This window comes from Terriglobales bacterium (assembly GCA_035567895.1).
In the GTDB taxonomy this organism is placed as follows: domain Bacteria; phylum Acidobacteriota; class Terriglobia; order Terriglobales; family Acidobacteriaceae; genus Gp1-AA112.
The window spans coordinates 57,312-75,895 of the sequence record DATMPC010000104.1; the positions used below are offsets into that span (position 1 = coordinate 57,312).

The following is an 18,584-nucleotide window of genomic DNA, read 5'->3' on the forward strand; positions in this document are numbered from 1 at the left end:
ACGCGGATGAACGCAGATTTAACGGATTCACGCGGATCAAGAAAGATGTCAGAGGGTGTTTCTCCGTGACTCAGTGTCTCCGTGGTGAATCAGGCCTTTAATTTCTGCAGCAACTTCCTCGCGTTAATTGCGCCCTCAGGAGTGTCTTCGTGCTTCAGAAATGCGTATACATCGCGCTCCTGTGCGGCTGCGCGAAGACGCTTCTCCACTTCGTCGATTTCCGCGTCGGTGTAGTCCGACTTGCGCAGGCGATAGTAGGTGAAGTTTGCCGTGAAGACTTCGGGCACGGCGAGATCGTCGCTTTCCGCGACGCAAAGCGCAACGTTGTGGTCGCGCATGAGCGAGTAGATCGAATCGTTGAACCAGCTCACGTTGCGATACTCGATCGCGGCGGGCGCATCTTTTGGGAGAATCTTCAGGAACTTCGCCAGGCGATCTGCGTCGGCCTTGAGGTTTGGAGGCAGCTGGAAGAGCACCGGACCGAGCTTGCGCGCGTGCAGCAAAGGCTGTAAGGCAGCGAAGAAGGCGTCCACATCCTGGTCGACGTCAGTCAGGCGCTTGATGTGGGTGATGCGCTGATGGGCCTTGGCAACAAAGGTAAAGCCTTCAGGCGTCACCGTTGCCCAGTTCTGCAGGGTTGTCACTGCTGGCCGCGCGCGAAACGTATAGTTGACCTCAACGCAGTTCAGTTGCGTCGAGTAATAGTCGAGCAGCTTGCTCGAAGGCGTCTTCGGCGGATAGAAGTCGGGCTTCCACGTAGGGTACGCCCAGCCAGAAGTTCCAATGTGGACTTTCATAAAGCGGCGATTAGCAATAAGCGTTTGGCGATCAGCTAAACGCAAAACCTGATTCCTAAGCTAAGGATACACAGAAGGGCACAATTCCTGGTTTGAGGCTGTACTCAGCCGGGAGCCATTCAGCTCATTAATGGCACGGCTCCGCTTCGCTTAAGCCGTGCCCGATCCACCGGGCGGCCGGTCGTTAACCAACTCTCACCACAAGGTCCCGGGCAGCCTCGGACCATTTCGGGAAGTGAAAGTCGAATCCACTTTGCTGCAGACGTCCGGGGACCACTCTCCGGCTCTTCAAGATCAACTCTGTCTTGTACGGAGGAAAATAGCTCCAACCTCCAACATCCACTTGGTCGCGGGCAGACCAATGGGCACGCCGGCAGCGCGGCGTAGCTCGCGCATGAAATCCCGCTGTGGCAGCGGATTCGGCGTGGAGACATTCACGATGCTATCGAGTTCCGGATGAGCGATCAGAAACTCGAGCGCACGGATGAAGTCATCGCCGTGAATCCAGGAGATAAATTGGTTGCCGTCGCCGGCACTTCCTCCCAAACCGGTCCGCACCAGACGCAGCAAGGTAGCGAAGATCCCGCCGCGCGAGGGCCACATCACCATCGCACTGCGTAAAGCGATCTTGCGCGTGCGCGGAGTCTCGACGGCGAAGAAGGCTCCCTCCCAACTCGTGGCCACATCGATACTGAACTTCCAGGTAGACGGAAGACCAGGCTCGCGGCCTCCAATCTCTCCCGTGGCTTCGTCCATGGCACGATCGAGGGCATGGCGATAGATGGTCGCCGTGCTTGCATTCATCCAGAGCGCTGGAGGATTGGCGCACTCTGCAATCGCTCTGCCGACCAGGCGCGTAGTGTGAACTCGCGAGTTCATGATCTCGCGGCGATTGGCGTCGTTATAGCGACAATTGACGCTGCGCCCGGCAAGGTTGATGACTACGTCCGCAGCTTCGATCTCCCGTGCCCAACTCGCATCAAGATCACGACCATTCCAGATTGCTGTCCGCCATGGTCTCTCCGCCGCCTGCCGCGCAAGCACCGTGACCGCATCGCCCTGCGAGTGGAAGTAACCCGCCAACATCTGCCCAACCTGCCCGCTACCACCCGGAATCACAATGCGCCGCATTCCCATATGGGAAGTGTACCCGCGCGTGCCGAGGAGGTGCAGGCAGTTCGGCCATTCGACCAGTAATGCACTTCGATTCCTGTCTCCGCGCTGGAGAGAACGCGCGGACCTCTCCTTCGCTCAGGATGAGGGAAGACTAGATCCGCGTTTCGGTTTTCCGTGCACTTAGTATTGGAGGTATCGAACCGCCACTGGTCCCACGGCTTAGCATGAATGGATGGCAAGCGTTTTGAGTGGTTCAACAGCTCTTACTCCGGATATGCGAGCGGTGATTCGCTCCGCTCATCTCTGCTTTGCGGCAACGGTTACGCCTGAAGGCCATCCGAACCTTTCCCCAAAAGGAACGATTCGGATTTGGGACGATCGTCACCTCTTCTTTCTGGACATCGCTTCTCCCGGCACGCGCGCCAATTTATTAGTGAATCCTTGGATGGAGTTGAATGTCGTCGACCAATTGTCGCGGCGGGGGTATCGCTTCTTCGGGCCGGCGAACTTACATCTAGGCGGAGACCTCTTCGAAAGGGCTGTGCGGATGGTAGTCGGGGAGGAAAAAACTGCCTATCCGGTAACTGCAGTGGTGATGCTCGAGGTGGAACGCGCCGCGCCTCTGATCTCGCCCGGGTATTGGCGCGTTGTCGACGAAGACGCGATGCGAACTCAGTGGCGCGAACGCCGGGTGGCGCTCGATCGTGAGTTCGAGGAACACGTTCGAGTGCAGGGAGCGTTTCGCGTAGAGCGGTGAGCGTCGGTGGGCATTGGAAGCCCAAGGCAGCAAAGCTGTAGCTGCAAAAGTGGTATCAAAAACTGCACAACAAGTGGATGTATGAGAATGCCATCTGCTTCGCGATACTCGTTTGCGGTCCAACGATGACTGTGGAGAGTAGCCGTGAATGTGCACAAATGCATTCGAATTGGTTTGGTTCTAGCGGTCACGACGTTGTTTCTGCAGGCAGCGTCCTTGTCGGCCCAGACTGCTGCGACTACTGGTGCTCAGGGGAGCGCCGGGCTGCGTGATGGGCAGCATGATTTCGATCCTCTGATTGGCACATGGAAGGCGCAGCTGAAACGGCTCGTGCATCCGCTGTCGGGCTCGAATACTTGGGTTGAGTTCGAGGGCACTCAGATCACGCGGAGTATCTGGGGAGGGCGCGCGACCATGGATGAATTCAAGGTCGATAGTCCTTCGACGAATTCCCACATCGACGGCTTGACGATTCGTCTCTACAGCCCTGAATCGCATCAGTGGAGTATTTACTGGGCCAACGCCAAGCAGGGCAGCTTTTCGCTCCCGGCAACGGTCGGCCGCTTCGTGAACGGCCGCGGCGAATTCTATGACCAGGAGATGTTTGAGGGCCGCATGATCTTGGTTCGGTATGTATGGTCGGAGATCACTTCGACTTCGGCTCATTTCGAGCAATCGTTCTCGGACGATGGAGGCAAGACGTGGGAGCCGAATTGGATTTCGACGATTACTCGGGTAAAAGACAGCGATTAACGGTTGTGCGAAAAGATTGCGCTGCGGTTTGGGCCAAAGCCTGCGTGATCCAACGCGGAAACGTTTTCGTCCGCCGTCCTCTTTATTGGTCTACTTGTCCCTTGCTGCTGGTCTTCATGTCCGAAATCCGGTAACTAACTAGCACTCGCACACGTCTCGTTGGCCATCAACCAGTCACTTCAATCACGATGAAATCAGGAGGTATCTCCATGCGTTTCAACCGTTCGATATCACCCATCCTCGGTGCGATTTTCCTGCTCGGCGCGGCCACTTGCAGTTTCTGTGCCGCACCGGCAGATACTGCTTCGGAGAATGGAAAGATTCCAATTACAACGAGTTCCGACGAAGCTAAAAAGGAATTCCAGGCTGGACGTGCGCTCTTCGAGAAACTGTTGGCGCAGGATTCAATCCAGCATTACGACAAAGCCATTGCGCTTGATCCGAACTTTGCTATCGCCGAATTGGGAAGGGCAAATAGCGCTCCGACGGCGAAGGACTTCTTCGATCATCTGAAAAAGGCGGTGAGCCTGGCGGATAAGGTTTCCGAAGGAGAGAGAAACGTCATCCTGGCGAATCAGGCGGGCGCCAATGGAAGGCCAGCGGAGCAGAAGCAATATCTCGACAAACTGGCCGCCGCCTATCCCGAAGACGAGCGGGTGCAATTCAATCTTGGTGGCTACTACTTTGGGCAGCAGGATTATGACGAAGCGATCGCCCACTACAAGAAGGCCACCGAGATATCGGCGAACTACTCGCCTGCTTACAACCTGCTCGGATACGCCTACCGGCAGGCGGGAGATTATTCGAGCGCGGAAGAAGCGTTCAAGAAATATGTCGAACTGATTCCCAGCGATCCGAATCCGTACGACTCGTATGCCGAACTCCTGCTAAAGATGGGCAGGTTCGACGAATCGATCGCGCAATATCGCAAGGCTCTCTCGATTGATCCCCATTTCAACAACTCCCATTTTGGGATCGCTGCCGGCTTGATGTACCAGGGTAAAGCAGATGCCGCGGCGAGTGAGCTGCAGACAATGGCCGATCAGGCACGCAATGACGGTGAGCGCCGTACCGCATACTTCGGCATGGCCGTGTTGGCATCAGACACTGGGAATCTGGAGAAGGCTCTGCAGGCGATGGACAAGGAATATGCGGTTGCCGAGAAGAAGAACGACGCGGCTGCCATGGCGGCGGACCTGCAGGCAAAGGGCAACATTTATTCCCAAATGAAGCGCTACGATGCCGCAGCTCAGCAGTTCGAACGGTCACTGCAGTTAGTTCAGGCATCGGGCTTGTCGCAGCAGATCAAGGAGAATGCGAAGCTCCTGCACCGGTTCAATACAACCACGCTCGCGATCGCGAGAAAAGACCTTGTTTCAGCGAAGAAGAATGCCGACGAATTTCGTCAAGGCGCGGAGGCACAGCAGAATCCGGCGCAACTCAGGCAGGCTCATGAGTTGACGGGAAGGATCGCGCTCGCGGAGAAGGATTACGACAAGGCGATTGCCGAGCTGGAGCAGGCGAACCTCCAGGATCCCCGAAACCTATATCGACTGAGCGAGGCATATCAAGCAAAGGGCGATGCGGCGAAGGCACAGCAATATGCGAAGAAAACCGCGGACTTCAATTCACTTCCGGCGTTGAACTACGCGTTTGTGAGGAGCAAGGTGCAGAAGGAGTTGTCGGCGAAGAAGATGTGAGGGCAGGACAACGTTAATCCTTGACACTGTCATCCCTCGGGCCGCAGCGCCAATGCGAATGCACCGTCGAAGCAAACCGCGGCCCGGGGGATCTGCTGTTCCTTTGTGGAACCAGCAACAGCAGGTCCCCCGCGCCGCAACAGCCTAATTTCTTGAATGGACCAACCATGTTGGCTGCGGCGCGAGGGATGACAGTGTCATATACCTCTGGTGCACGCTTTATTAGGAACTACTGCGGGCTTGCTTGGCTTGTCTTGGCTTCGAGGCGGGCTAATGCCTTCTTTGCTTCGGGGGCAAATTTTCCGTTCGAGGGAATTTTCAAGTACAGCTCGTAATTCTTCGCGGCCTCTGCGGTTTGGCCTTGGGCTTCGAGGGCTTCGGCCAGGCGATAAGTCGCCATCGCGTCGCCCGGCTTGTAGAGGAGCGCTTCGCGATAGCGTTCTTCTGCGGCGTGATAGTTTTTGCGTTTGAAATAGAACTCGCCTACCTCGATGTCTTTCTGCGCCTTGTGCGGATTCCAGGTGTGCATCTCGGTTACGTCGCTCAGGTCACTGTCGGGATGCTTGACGGCATCGTCCTTCGGCGGGGAGATGTCGATCTGCGTTTGCTTGCTTGAGCTCTCGTTGTCGCCGAGCGGCGGTGCCGTCTGCTGATCGTCGTCTGAGCGTGGAAGTGGATCGGAGGCTTGGGGCGCGGGCTGGGCTTTCTCTTGCTTCGATTGGGTGTCTTGCGCTGCTGTGACGCAGCACAGGGTGGAAGAGAGAACTCCCAGCACGAGCAGACGATGGCGGAACTGCATGGGGAAATTGTAGTTCAGTTGTCCACTGGGAGTGTGAGTGCGGGATTCAACATCACTGTCATCCTGAGGCCTGATTTTGGCCGAAGGACCTTCCGGGATGAGCGCAATTCATTGCTCCTTCCCGGCTTTCTGGCGAGGGATTTTCGGCGAAAAGCCAGGAAGCGGCAACTGAACCCGACATATTCCGGGAGGTCCTTCGGCCAAAACGGGGCCTCAGGATGACAGTCATATAAAGCTAGTGCGTTTCGGAAGGTTTGGGCAGAGAAGAGAAACCTAAGCCACGGTCCCACTCTCTAACCTCCACTGTCGCCCGAAACCCCGGCGGCTTCCGAACCCTGGTCGATTGCTCGTACGAGTACGCCAGCTTGATCAGCGTTGGCTCACTCCAGGCGCGGCTGAAGAAGGAGATTCCTACCGGAAGGCCGAAGACAAAGCCCATTGGCACTGTGACGTGGGGATATCCGGCTACTGCGGCCAGTGTGGAAGTGCCGGCGCTGAAGTGGTCGCCGTTAATAGGGTCTGTGGGCCATGCTGGGCCATCGGTGGGTGCGATGAGAGCGTCTAGGCGGAACTTATCCATGGCTGCATCGATTCCTTCCTGGCGGGAGAGACGGCGGCAGTCTGCGATGGCTTTCTGGTATTCCGGGCTTGTGAGATCTCCTTTCTTCTGCGCCTTTTCCATTGACTCTTGACCAAACCAGGCGAGTTCGCGCGGGCGATTCTTCTGGTTGAAGGCAATGATCTCCTCGAGGCTGTGAACGGGCGAGCTGGCGCCCAGCCATGCCAAATAGCGATTGAGATCGGCCTTGAACTCGAAGTGCAGAACTTCGGTTTCGGGCTCATCGAGCTTGTCGATCGAGGCGATTTCGACCGGATCGATGACTTCGGCGCCGGCAGCTTTCAAAGCAGCGAGTGCTTCCTCGAAGACGCGGTCAACATGCATGTTGAAGCCGGCGTACTTGCGCACCACGCCGAGTCGGGAACCGCGCAGCCCGTTGGGATCGAGGAAGCGCGTGTAATCCGCCTGAACATGAGAACGTGCGGCTTCGGTGGCAGGGTCATCGGCGTCAACACCGGCAAGAACGCTGAGCAGAGTTGCGGCATCGGCGAGCGTTCGTGCCATGGGCCCTGCTGTGTCCTGCGTGTGGGAGATGGGGATGATGCCGCTGCGGCTCACGAGTCCGACTGTGGGCTTTATGCCGGCAAGGCCGTTGATGGACGAAGGCGAAACGATTGAGCCATCGGTTTCGGTGCCAACCGCTACGGCGCACAGGTTCGCCGCTGCGGCGGCACCTGATCCGGAGCTTGAGCCGGAGGGATTGCGGTCGAGCGCATAGGGATTGCGGGTTTGGCCTCCGCGTCCGCTCCATCCACTGGTGGAGTGCCGGCCGCGGAAGTTTGCCCATTCGCTGCAGTTTGTCTTGCCCAGGACTACTGCTCCTGCGGCGCGCAGACGGCTTACAACAAACGCGTCTTTCGGGGGACGTGAACCGACTAGCGCCAGCGAGCCCGCGGTAGTCTGCATGCGGTCGGCGGTCGCAATGTTGTCTTTTATCAGGATGGGAATGCCATGCAGCGGGCCTCGCGGACCCTTCGTTTGCCGCTCGCGATCGAGATCGCCCGCAATAGCCAACGCGTCAGGATTCGTTTCAATTACCGAGTTCAGTCCCGGACCAGTCCGGTCTATGGTGTCAATGCGGGACAGGTAGTACTGGGTCAGGTCGTGGGCGATAATTTGGCCGCTGTTGAGGCCCTTCCGCATCGTGTCGAGCGAGATCTCATCCATGACTGTAACTGTGCTGGTTCCAGGGCTTCGCGCCTGGGCCAGTAGCCATTCCGGGAGCACCGCCAGTCCCGCCGCTGCCGCTATGCCGCTCTTCAAAAATCGCCTTCGATCCGCTTGCTTTGGTTCCTCGCTTGTCCATCCAGCCATCGTGCCTCCAACGTTCCCTATTCAGAAGGGGAGGGCAGTTTAGCAGACGCCTTCCTTGGCCCAGGTTGCCGCGCCATGTTGCGAAAATGAAGCGGAATTTCTGCATCTCGACTGCGAAACCTGAGCATCGTATGTATAAGCAGCGATTCGCATTAGCGTCGCCGCAGGCAGGTGTCCTGTGAAACTCTTCGACGGTATCCGTAAGTCCCTGAGGGTTCTCGGAGGCGAGACGGATGCGCTCCGTTTGCCCCTTCATCCCGATGTTCCTAAACCCTGTCGTATCGGACTCGCGCTGGGCGGTGGTTTCGCCCGTGGTTTAGCCCACGTTGGGGTGCTGAAGGCGCTGGAGGAGGCTGGGATCGTCCCAGACTTTATTGCCGGGACCAGCGTAGGGGCGGTAATCGGAGCTGCCTACTGTAGCGGCGTTTCCGCCAAGGAACTCGAAGAGATCGCCTCCATCGTCCGCTTTAAACATTTTGCCCGCTACACTATCTCCCGTTTTGGACTCTGCACTAACGACCGCATGACCGGCTTCCTGCACCGCATCCTGAAAGTCAAGACTTTTGAAGAGCTGCGAATTCCTCTGGCTGTCACTGCTACCGACTTCGTGACCGGCCAACCAATCGTCTTTACCAGCGGCAAATTGATCGATCCGGTGCGGGCGAGCTGTGCTTATCCCGGCGTCTTTCTGCCTGTCAACGTGGAAGGGAAGTTGATGGTCGATGGTCTGCTCGGACACGCCGTGCCGGCGCAACCACTGAAGCAGATGGGCGCGGATCGAGTTGCGGCAATCTTCTTTGGAGCGCACTGGGTGCGGAAGAATCCGCGGCATGTGCTGGAAGTGATTGGACAGTGCTTCTCGATCGCGCAGTCGAACATGTCGTGCCTATGGCAGCAGCACGCCGACTTGCTGGTTGAACCAGACGTAAGCGCGTATAGCTTCGACGATTTTCAGAAAGCGCTTGGGATCGTGAACGTGGGCTACGAGGCCGGACTGAAGGCGCTGCCGACTTTCCGTGCGTGGGCTGCCGAGCGCGAGGCGTATGAAGAGTACGTGAGCGAGGCGGAAGCTGCGAAGCCCGGGCTCTCGGGTGTTCCAATTCAGGAACCCGTGGCGTTGGCTTAGGCTGCAGTTGCTTCGTTCAGTCGTGCTTCCAGAACACTCCTAGTCCGGTCATCCTGAGCCCCTCTTTTGGGCGAAGGACCTCCCGCGATGCTTCGATCTTAGTTGCTCCGTCCTGGCTTTTTGCCGGGGATACCTGGCCAAAATGCCACGATGCAGCATTTATGTCCGACACATTCCAGGAGGTCCTTCGCCCAAAAGAGGGCTTAGGATGACCGTGATGAGAGACTCAATAGCCTTGAGAATTCGATGCATTCCTTATCGTGTTCTCGGGATTGTGTAACCGTAAAAAATCGCATCCGCACCCATCCCGTAGTAGTCGGGCATTTTGTAATCGGATAGTTGGATCCCATCCAACGAAGTAGTCATGCGCGTGTGACGAACAAAAGAGAGCGCAGTGAAATGGATGGGAGTTCCCGCACACAAGCGCGAAACGAACCTCCACGAGTCCTTTTGTTCCTCCTTCGTCAGCCCCACCGCGTTGAAGCTAATCATCCCTTCGACGACGGGACTGATAAATGCGGAAGGCTCGGAATTGTCGGAAAGACTCCAGTAATAAGAGGTGATCACGCGAGTCGGCTTATGTTCCGCGGACACTGGGCACGTGCTCTCGGAGGAACTGGTTGTCGCTACCAGAGGGCCGGATCCATAGAGCGGAGCTCGGCATAGGATCATGTTCCGCTCCTGGCCCGCGATTGTGCATAGTCCGAACCGTGGGGCAGGGAACAGCCCATCCTGAGCAATGAGTTGCCACTGTTCGCCGCGCAGAAAGACAGCGAGCGCAAATTCGGTATTGATTTTTACTGGCGCCGACTTTATTCGGTCAAACAGTTCTGTGGGCATTGCGAGGCTGACGGACGCAGGCGAGTCTGGAATGCCTGCTGTGCCCCATTGCGGCTGCCACTTCGTGCGCCAATGATTTCCGTCGGGCAATTCGATATCGATACGCGCACCCTGAATCACGATTACTTCGTTGCTGTTGACCGGCGACGCAAGAAGCGGAATCGCTATGTTTACCTTCTTTGGTGGTTTTGGCGGAGGCGGAGGGACCGGCATCACTGGCTTCTCCGGCTTCGTAGGATTGAGCACAATCTTTACCGGAGTCTCCAACCGAGCCGGGTACGCTCTTGCGATCAGTGCGCTGTAGGGGGTGGCGACTTCGATGAGGAGCGTGAGCACTACTGCGACAACGATGACGCCGCGTGAGACGAGCGTCCAGCGCCGCGCATATTGAATGAGTATGACGGCCGCACATGCCAGCAGAAAAATGATTCCCTGGATCGCACTGGGAATTTCGCTCGCATGCGATAACGCGGACTCAGGCACAAGCGTACTTAGCCATGAGCTTCCGATCCCGTAGAGAACTACGATGAAGCCGAATAGGATCACCCTAACAAAGGTGGAAGTTACCGTTGCGATTACGGCAACCGGAAGAACTAGAAGTGCAAGTAGCGCTGCGTGCATCGACAGCAAACCGCCCAAATAGGGAAGCGCCGCGAATCCGGCAAGCTTGAGCAGAATAAATTGTGCGATCAGCAAGGGAACGTGAATGACGACCAGGACAAAAAGAACCTTCGAGCTGAGGAGCTCTACCCAGCGGTACGGCCGCGTAACCCAGAATTGGCGATCGCCGACCAGCCTCTCGTCCTGAATCGCGCGAATCAGCAATACCCACCAACTCAATATCAATAGAGGCAGTACAAATTGCTGTGTGAGTTGCGAGAAGTATCGTGGCCCAAACATGTTTTCGGGATTCCACTGTTCTTTGACTTGCCAAACATAGATGACAAGAACGCACCATGAAATCGCGATCTCCTTCCAGAAATGCCGGAGATCTTTGCGGAAGATGTGGAGTACCTGATTCATGACGCGACGCTCCTTGGAGACTTCGCGATTGCAAGAAAGATGGATCGCAGAGACATCGGAGTGAAAGTGATGTCGCGCACTCCGTTTCCGAAGACGCTCCTCACTTGCTCCGCTGTGCGCTCGGTATCGAAGCGTGTTTCGATGAAGCGAACCACGGCGGCTGCGTCGCTAAGTTGCAGCCAGGTTGCTGGTGCGCTCGCGGGAAGTGGAGCGGACGTCTCGCGCACGACCTCGACCTCGCGGAAGCGCTGAGTGAGCGAAGCCAGTTCTTCGCTGAACTTCAGCGTTCCCTGATCGAGATATCCCACGTGAGTAGCGAAGTTCTCGATCTCGGCAAGGTCGTGCGAGGAGATCAGCATCGTAGATTCGGCCGCGCGCTCCACCAAGCTCTCGACAAGCTGATCCCGGACGAAAGGATCGAGACCGCTGAAGGGCTCATCGAGAACGATCAAGGCTGGATGAAAGGCCAGGGCGCTGGTCAACGCTGCCTTCATTCGCATACCGCGCGAGAGGTTCTTCAACCTGCGATTGAGTGGGAGGTCAAACTGCCGCATCAAGTCCTGCTCAAGCGTCCGGTCCCACTTTGGATGGAAGGCGGCGACATATCGCAGGAACTGGTCGACGCGCATCCAGTCGGGCAACTCCTGATTTTCGGATACGTAGCCGATGGTCTTGAATGCGTCTCCAGCGATGCTGGTGGAAGGCATTCCCATAACAGTCGCCCGCCCGGCGCTCGCTTGAAAGATGTTCATCAGAATCTTGATCAACGTTGTTTTGCCGGCGCCGTTGGGACCAACCAATGCGTATACAGCGCCGGTGGGAACGTCGAGGTTCAGATTGTGAAGAGCTACGAGCCGTAAAAAGCGTTTGCCGAGTGCTTCAGTTCGAATCGCGCTGGTCATCGTCCGCTGCGCCCTCCCCGGTCTGAATCGCCTCCCAACTTCTTCCAGTGCTGCGAGATTGAATCCTGTACATCGTCCAACGAAATACCCAGCCGCTTTGCGTCTACTACGATCTGCTCGATTTGAGCGCCCAGCAATTCCGTGCGTTGGGCCGCGCTCGACGCCGGCAGCGCCGCTACAACAGTTCCAGTGCCTGGACGGCTCTCCAGCAATCCGGCGGCAATCAGTTGCGTGATCGCCTTATGTGCCGTGTTGGGATTGATCTTGAGTTCGCGGCTAAGAGCACGGACCGAGGGAAATGTATCGCCGGGCAGCATGCGTCCAGAGAGCATGGCTTTGGTAGCGGCATAGACGACTTGCTCGTACAACGGGAGACCAGGCCGAAAGTGGACGCGGAAGGGAATCATTGTCGGCACCGTACTATAACACATAGTACGGCGAAATCGCGCGGGGAACCCGCTGATGCTGAACATGAGGGTGGAAGAGCGATCGAGCCTCTAATTCATGGCTGGTGCCGCTTGAGCCTGCGCTGCACAAGGAGCACCGCTTCCCAGGTGATGAATACGAGTGCCGTGGTGACGAACTTCCATGCAAGAACCGACGGCCACATGCGCTCGAAGTCTGAGCGCCAGTCATACCAGATCAATACAACGGCAGTGGTAATCATGGCCGCGGAGGACCAGCGGCGGAAGCGGGTCGTGAGCTCCTGGCTCATGAGTTTGGGGCTTTCATAAACAGCCAGCGGATCGCCTCCGCGGCCGTTGTGGTCGAAGACGAGGCAGCGCAGCCTGGGACTCCGCTGGATGAGTTGCTTGCAGTGGGCTTCGGCTGCGGGGAGGTCGTCAAAGATCTCGCAGGTGGGTTCCGCGCCGCTTAAAGGAAGCTCCTGGTGGTCGTCTTCAACAAAAACAGCGACCTGAGAATCGCTGAGGAGCGCGCTCCACTCCGGCGGGTTCCGGTTGGGATCGTAGACGCGGACAACTTTCGACATAGTTGTAGATAGAACTTGCGTCATATTAAACAAGGAACCCTCTCATTGCGCCTGGGGCGCACATACCGCACAATGGGCATTCTGGTATGCGACTCCCTCGACCTCTCCTCCTGTTTACTTTTTTCCTCTCACTAGCCCCCCTGCAAGCAGGTTTCGGCGCGACAGCAGTGAAGAGTTCGAGGGCTCAGAAGAAAGCCGCTGTGCCATCCAGCGCAGGGGTGCAATTCAAAACGCTCGACAGTGTGATCCAGGACGCGATCGAGGATCGGCAATGTCCGGGCGCTGTGGTCGTCGTCGGGCATCACGGAAGAGTCGTTTACAAGAAGGCTTATGGTATGCGCTCGCTTGAGCCGAAGCGCGAGGCGATGACGCTGGACACGATCTTTGACGTGGCATCACTGACCAAGGTAGTAGCGACTACTCCCGCGGTGCTGCGCCTGCTCGAGTTGGGGCAGATCCGGTTGAATGATCCCGTCGCGACCTATTTGCCCGAGTTTGCCCAGAACGGGAAGCAGGATGTCACGATCCGCCAGTTACTGACGCACTACTCCGGATTGCCTGAGGATTTAGATCTGAAGGTACCGTGGTCTGGCGCCGAAACGGCACGGCAAATGGCATTTGCGTCGAAGCTGGTGACGCCTCCGGGGGCGGTATTTCGCTATAGCGACATCAACTTCGAAGTCCTTGGCTTTCTGGTGGAGCAAGTGGCAAAGATGCCGCTCGACAAATATGCAGATGCGTTTGTCTTCCAGCCGCTGGGAATGAAGGAGACGCGATTCCTGCCTCCGCCGCAGTGGAGGCGTCGCATCGCGCCTACTGAATACGACGAGCAGAATCAGATGTTGCGGGGCGTTGTTCATGATCCCACAGCGCGCCGCATGGGCGGCGTCGCGGGACATGCCGGCTTGTTCTCGACGGCAACCGATCTTTCGAAGTATGCGCAGGCGTTGCTCGACGAAATCAACGCCAAGTCCTCACGAAAACCATTTCTGAAGGCTCTGACTGTGAGCAAGGCGGCGCGTCCGCAGCAGCCACCGGATGCGACGAGTCTGCGCGGGTTGGGGTGGGACATCGATTCTGCTTTTTCATCGAATCGCGGTGAACTGTTGCCGCTGGGCTCGTTCGGGCACACCGGATTCACAGGCACGTCGATGTGGGTTGATCCCTATACCGAGACGTATGTGATTCTGCTGACGAACGCGGTGCACCCCCGTGGCGGACATTCCGTGGTTGCGCTTCGCAGCAAGGTTGCCAACGTTGTGGCTGGTGCGCTCGACTTAGGGAAAGAAATTCACGACAAGAATCCGCTGCTGGCGATTACTGGATATAACGAAGCCGCGGCCGGAAGCCGGCGCATGGCTTATCGCAACGCGACAGTGTTAACTGGTATCGACGTATTGCAGGCAACTCACTTTGAAGCGCTCAAGCCGGCTGCCGAAGGCGCGGCTCCACGCAAGATTGGGATTCTGACAAATCAGAACGGCGTTGACTCGAGTGGTCGCCGGACGATCGACATCCTTAATTCCGTTTCAGGATTGAAGGTGACGGCTCTGTTCAGTCCTGAACACGGCGCGGCCGGCCTGCTCGATACTACCCAGGTTGGGAATACCACCGATGCGGCGACTGGCATTCCGGTGTACAGCGTATACGGCGATACGGATGCAAAGCGGCGTCCGGATGTCGAGCAGCTCAAGCAAATTGACGCAGTCGTGATCGACATTCAGGACATCGGAGTTCGCTTCTGGACCTATGAAGCCACGATGGGGTACTTTCTCGAAGCGGCGGCGCAGGCTGGAATTGAAGTAGTCGTACTCGACCGTCCCAATCCCATTACGGGATCAGTGGTTTCGGGTCCGATAGCCGATGCCGACAAGCTACTCTTTACCTCCTACTACACAATTCCGCTGCGGCACGGCATGACATTGGGCGAGCTCGCGCGCCTCTTCAACGGCGAGAAGAATCTTGGGGCGAAGCTCACAGTTGTGAATATGCAGGGATGGCAGCGCGGGGATTGGTTCGACTCAACCGGACAAGTATGGGTGAATCCGTCGCCGAACATGCGCAGTTTGAACGAAGCAACGCTGTATCCGGGCGTGGCGATGGTCGAAGGCTCGAATGTCTCGGTCGGACGCGGCACAGACACTCCATTCGAAATGCTTGGCGCTCCCTGGATCAAGTCGCAGGAATTGGCTTCTTATTTGAATAACCGGCACGTCTCTGGAGTACGTTTTATTCCAACTACATTCACTCCGCAGTCTGCGGTATACGCCAATCAACAGTGTGGGGGCGTGAACATCATCGTCACGAATCGGCTGGCGCTCGATTCCACGGAGATGGGGCTGGAAATTGCGACAGCCTTGCACAAGCTTTATCCCAATGACTTCAAGTTGGACAGAATCGCTCGATTGGTAGCGAACCAACAGACGATGGACGATTTAAATGCAGGCGTGGATCCACGCTTCATTTCATCGAAGTGGAATGAAGCGCTGGAAGCGTTCTTGCCCATGCGTGACAAATATCTGCTCTACAAGTAACCGGCTGCGGACCGCAAGTCTGCCCAGAGTGTCACTCCCCTTCGTAATCTCTGAAGTAAACCACAGCGCTGCTACTCTCTGTGGAAACCCCTGATCTGGGCGTGTTTCTCGCAGGTAGTACCGCTCGCCGCCCATGGGCATCTCCATCGAGAAACCGGTGATGAGCGAAGAAAAGCAACCGACAACGGAACAGCAGCACGCAGTGCGGCAGCAGGCGGAGCAGCAAGAGTCGGAGGACATCTATCGCGACCTGGACGCGCTCTCCTCTCGCGATTGGCAGCTCTGGTCGATCTGCGCTCTGGTGATTGTAGTGATTGCGATTGGACTGGCGGCGTTTCTCGTGCCGAATCTGGTCTGGGCCGGCATACATACCGATCCCCGGTATGTGCCTCAGCTCTTCTTCGGACTCATCACGCTCATCATCTTGTTCAACATTCACATTCTCGAGCAAAAGCGGAAACTTAATCGTACGCGCGCCCACTTGTTGCGCGAGCTGATGGAGTCGGCCAAAGCGAGGGAGACGGCGCTCGTCGATCCCCTTACGGGAGTTTTCAACCGACGCTTTATGGAGGAGATTTTTCCGCGCGAGATCAGCAAGGCGATGCGCAGTGGAACGGACCTATCGCTGATCATCCTCGATGTCGACGGGTTCAAAGATATCAATACCAAGTTCGGGCACTTTGGCGGCGATCAGTATCTGCGCGATGTTGCGACCTTGCTGAAGAAGACATTTCGTGGCTCCGACACGGTTCTGCGTCTGGGTGGAGACGAGTTCCTGATCATTCTTCCCGAGACCTCGAACAAGCAGGCGGTGCGCGCAGCCGAACGCCTCACGTGGGAGACGCGGTGGTGGAATCAGGCCGGGCATGCCAAGTATGAGCTGTCGTTTAGCTGTGGAGTCGCGACTTACCGCAAGGGCATGGACATGAAAGAGGTACTCGACACTGCGGACAAAGACATGTATCGAGTAAAGCTGGAACGGCAAGCCCTGCAGCCGCCAGCCGCCTCGGATTCGTGGCCGATCGAAGAAGGTGACGAGAAGCTCGCGCACACGGCGAAGAAGGACGAGGTTCACTAACGGCACCCGCGTCCGAGTAACAACTTTGCATCCGAAGCAGCCAGACAGGTTCTTGGATCACCAATCGTACTTCTAACTCTGAAAAATGATGAAAAAAGTCTTATTCGCCTGTTTGATAACCAGTCTCCTCTTTGGAGAGAACAGGGCTCATGATGTGAGCGCCGTCGAAAAGCCTCTCTCGTCGAAAGCAAACTTTAAGATTCTTGGATTTGAGATCGAGAAATCCTCTCTTAAAGAAATCCGTTCCAAGCTCGGAAACGCTCGCAGATTTGAGACTTCCCATAACGAAGAAGTCGAAGAAAGTATCTGCTACGTTTCAGCCATCGACAATCTGACAGTAATTGAATTCAGAACTGGTTTGCCAGGTGGTTGGAAGGATCTGATCGGCTTCAGAGTCAGTACGTTGGAGTATGAACCTCTACGATCGAAATGTTCGAAGTCACCGGTTCTTGATTCGATTATCACTGAGAGCGGGCTGAAACTTTGGATGGCAAAGACTGACATTATTGCGAGGTTTGGGAAACCCATATCGAGTTCTGAAGAGGAATTGATATATCGCTCGGAAGAGACCCGAAAACCGACTCCAGAAGAACTAAAAGCCTACAAGAAGGCCACTCCGAGCATGAAGCCGGAGAATATTGAGATTCCCGTTATAACTCTCATGGAGTTTCACTTCGTTTCCTCGAAGCTGGTTTCTTTCAGCATTTATCACACCGAAACCACATAGCCCGAGATGCTCCTTCGTAACTAATTGAATTGCGTAAGATCATTGCGGAACCCACAGAAGAACAGGCACTTAGGTACCCTTGTTGCCTCGGATACTCCACGTCAATATTCAGGTTACAGGTCGAAAATCCGCTCGATTTGGAGTTCTCCCAATGCGACGTTTCATTTCTCCCCTGATGATCCTGGCGCTGATGGTTTCTTGCTCCCGCCTGGCGAGTGCAGGCGTTTCCAGCAAGGTTATCGATCGCTTCGAGCGCTCCGGACAGGTGATGCAGGAGATGATCGACGCACCCGACAAGGGCATTCCCAAGGGCATGCTCGATCACGCTCGCTGCGTGGCCGTGGTGCCTTCACTCAAGAAAGGTGGTTTCGGCCTCGGGGCACGATTTGGGCATGGCTTTGTGACGTGCCGGAGGGGAATGACTGGCTCATGGGGCCCCGTATCGTCATTCAAGATTGCGGGCGGAACCTTCGGATTTCAGATTGGACTGGAGTCAGTCGACGTCGTTCTCCTTTTTGTGAATCAGCGGGGAGTTGAAAGGCTATTGGAGGACGAGTTTGCGCTGGGCGGTGACGCCTCAGTCTCCGCTGGTCCAGTAGGACGAACAGCCGAGGCGGGAACCGACATATCGCTTCGTTCAGAGATCTATTCTTATGCGCGTTCACGCGGATTGTTCGCGGGGGTCTCGCTGGACGGCGCGCGCATGTACCATGACGGAGATGTAAACAAGGACCTATATGGTCGTGAGATCAAGGTGAAGGATATCCTCATCACGCCCAAGGTCGGCATGCCGGCCCACGCGGCACATCTGATTGGAGTGCTCAACAAGTGCTCTCCACGGGCACCGTACGTGAAGAAGTAGAGCTTGCTCCAAATCACATAGGTTTTGTGGCACAGCCGCCCTCAGCTGTGTTTCCCAAGCTCCCCTAAATCATGACGTTTGTACTATTCCGTGCCGCGTTTCGCGGCACGGATCGAATTGAGCCCGGCAGCAGCTGCCGGGCAAGATGATTTTCGCTGATCGAGCCCCACAGGGGCGGCACCGTTCGAATGTGTCGCCGTTCCGGGGCTCAAATCAAATCTATCCGCCCCGGCACGTTGTGCCGGGCTCACATCTCAACGTGCCGCGAGACGCGGCACGAACGGCGCATCTCGTGTTACGCCCACCATAGGCCAAGGTTCAGTCTGGGTGGAGCCACAGCCGGCTGTGCCACAGGGTAAATCTCAGCCTGTTAACTAAGTAGGTGCCATCTCCGCCTCCCACTGCTTCGCAGACTCAGTTCTCCCTCATAAAATCCCGCCCTATGTCGCAGTCACAGGACAATTCCAGTAGACGCTGCGCGGTGTGTCGCGGCGAAGGCCGCCGACGAGATGGAGATCTATGCCGCGGGTGCGATGGTGCCGGGAAGATTCCTGCCAAGAAGGTACGATCGGTCGGACCTTATCCGCCTAACACTCGGGTCATTGTGCAGTGGAAGAGGGCTTCGGGCCTAGTTCACTAAGCGACA

16 protein-coding genes are annotated in these 18,584 nt (G+C 56.6%); 8 read left to right on the forward strand and 8 right to left on the reverse strand.

Annotation, left to right across the window (positions count from 1 at the left end; genetic code table 11):
• Positions 1-89: 89 nt before the first annotated feature.
• Entirely contained in the window at positions 90-797 is a 708-nt protein-coding gene (locus tag VNX88_22275; GenBank protein HWY71410.1) for a DUF72 domain-containing protein, read from the reverse strand.
• Positions 798-1,091: 294 nt separating this feature from the next.
• Positions 1,092-1,928: an NAD-dependent epimerase/dehydratase family protein gene (locus tag VNX88_22280; GenBank protein HWY71411.1), complete on the reverse strand. Its 837-nt coding sequence runs from the start codon at positions 1,926-1,928 to the stop codon at positions 1,092-1,094.
• Between the two features lie 217 nt (positions 1,929-2,145).
• On the opposite strand from VNX88_22280, the gene VNX88_22285 reads away from it, so the two are divergent.
• From VNX88_22285 to VNX88_22295, 3 genes are all read left to right on the forward strand, one after another.
• Entirely contained in the window at positions 2,146-2,670 is a 525-nt protein-coding gene (locus VNX88_22285) for a pyridoxamine 5'-phosphate oxidase family protein (protein HWY71412.1), read from the forward strand.
• A gap of 144 nt (positions 2,671-2,814) precedes the next feature.
• Positions 2,815-3,423 carry a hypothetical protein gene (locus VNX88_22290; protein HWY71413.1) on the forward strand — a complete coding sequence of 203 codons (609 nt, stop codon included), beginning with the start codon at positions 2,815-2,817 and terminating at the stop codon, positions 3,421-3,423.
• 209 nt (positions 3,424-3,632) lie between these two features.
• A complete protein-coding gene (locus VNX88_22295; GenBank protein ID HWY71414.1) occupies positions 3,633-5,123 on the forward strand; it encodes a tetratricopeptide repeat protein in 1,491 nt (496 codons plus the stop codon).
• Between the two features lie 229 nt (positions 5,124-5,352).
• On the opposite strand, the gene VNX88_22300 is transcribed toward VNX88_22295, so the two are convergent.
• On the reverse strand, positions 5,353-5,922 hold the full coding sequence (locus VNX88_22300) for a hypothetical protein (protein ID HWY71415.1): 570 nt from the start codon (positions 5,920-5,922) through the stop codon (positions 5,353-5,355).
• Between the two features lie 235 nt (positions 5,923-6,157).
• A complete protein-coding gene (locus tag VNX88_22305) occupies positions 6,158-7,804 on the reverse strand; it encodes an amidase (protein ID HWY71416.1) in 1,647 nt (548 codons plus the stop codon).
• Between the two features lie 229 nt (positions 7,805-8,033).
• On the opposite strand from VNX88_22305, the gene VNX88_22310 reads away from it, so the two are divergent.
• Complete coding sequence (locus tag VNX88_22310; protein ID HWY71417.1) at positions 8,034-8,981, forward strand: patatin-like phospholipase family protein; 948 nt, start codon at positions 8,034-8,036, stop codon at positions 8,979-8,981.
• Between the two features lie 255 nt (positions 8,982-9,236).
• Here the strand turns inward: VNX88_22310 and VNX88_22315 are convergent, their stop codons facing one another.
• The 4 genes from VNX88_22315 to VNX88_22330 form a co-directional block, all read right to left on the reverse strand.
• Positions 9,237-10,844: a hypothetical protein gene (locus tag VNX88_22315; protein HWY71418.1), complete on the reverse strand. Its 1,608-nt coding sequence runs from the start codon at positions 10,842-10,844 to the stop codon at positions 9,237-9,239.
• Positions 10,841-11,746, reverse strand: coding sequence for an ABC transporter ATP-binding protein (locus tag VNX88_22320; GenBank protein HWY71419.1), 906 nt, complete (start codon positions 11,744-11,746; stop codon positions 10,841-10,843). The genes VNX88_22315 and VNX88_22320 overlap by 4 nt, the downstream gene beginning before the upstream one ends.
• The gene (locus tag VNX88_22325) at positions 11,743-12,153 is read right to left on the reverse strand and encodes a GntR family transcriptional regulator (protein ID HWY71420.1); all 411 of its coding nucleotides are present in this window, start codon (positions 12,151-12,153) and stop codon (positions 11,743-11,745) included. Before VNX88_22325 ends, VNX88_22320 begins: the two co-directional genes overlap by 4 nt.
• A 95-nt stretch (positions 12,154-12,248) precedes the next feature.
• On the reverse strand, positions 12,249-12,737 hold the full coding sequence (locus VNX88_22330) for a hypothetical protein (protein ID HWY71421.1): 489 nt from the start codon (positions 12,735-12,737) through the stop codon (positions 12,249-12,251).
• Between the two features lie 167 nt (positions 12,738-12,904).
• On the opposite strand from VNX88_22330, the gene VNX88_22335 reads away from it, so the two are divergent.
• From VNX88_22335 to VNX88_22350, 4 genes are all read left to right on the forward strand, one after another.
• Positions 12,905-15,271, forward strand: a complete 2,367-nt coding sequence (locus tag VNX88_22335; GenBank protein ID HWY71422.1) for an exo-beta-N-acetylmuramidase NamZ domain-containing protein — start codon at positions 12,905-12,907, stop codon at positions 15,269-15,271.
• A 133-nt stretch (positions 15,272-15,404) separates the two neighbouring features.
• Positions 15,405-16,349, forward strand: a complete 945-nt coding sequence (locus tag VNX88_22340) for a GGDEF domain-containing protein (GenBank protein HWY71423.1) — start codon at positions 15,405-15,407, stop codon at positions 16,347-16,349.
• A 154-nt stretch (positions 16,350-16,503) separates the two neighbouring features.
• On the forward strand, positions 16,504-17,076 hold the full coding sequence (locus VNX88_22345) for a hypothetical protein (protein ID HWY71424.1): 573 nt from the start codon (positions 16,504-16,506) through the stop codon (positions 17,074-17,076).
• A gap of 151 nt (positions 17,077-17,227) precedes the next feature.
• Positions 17,228-17,938, forward strand: coding sequence for a lipid-binding SYLF domain-containing protein (locus VNX88_22350; protein ID HWY71425.1), 711 nt, complete (start codon positions 17,228-17,230; stop codon positions 17,936-17,938).
• Positions 17,939-18,584: the final 646 nt, after the last annotated feature.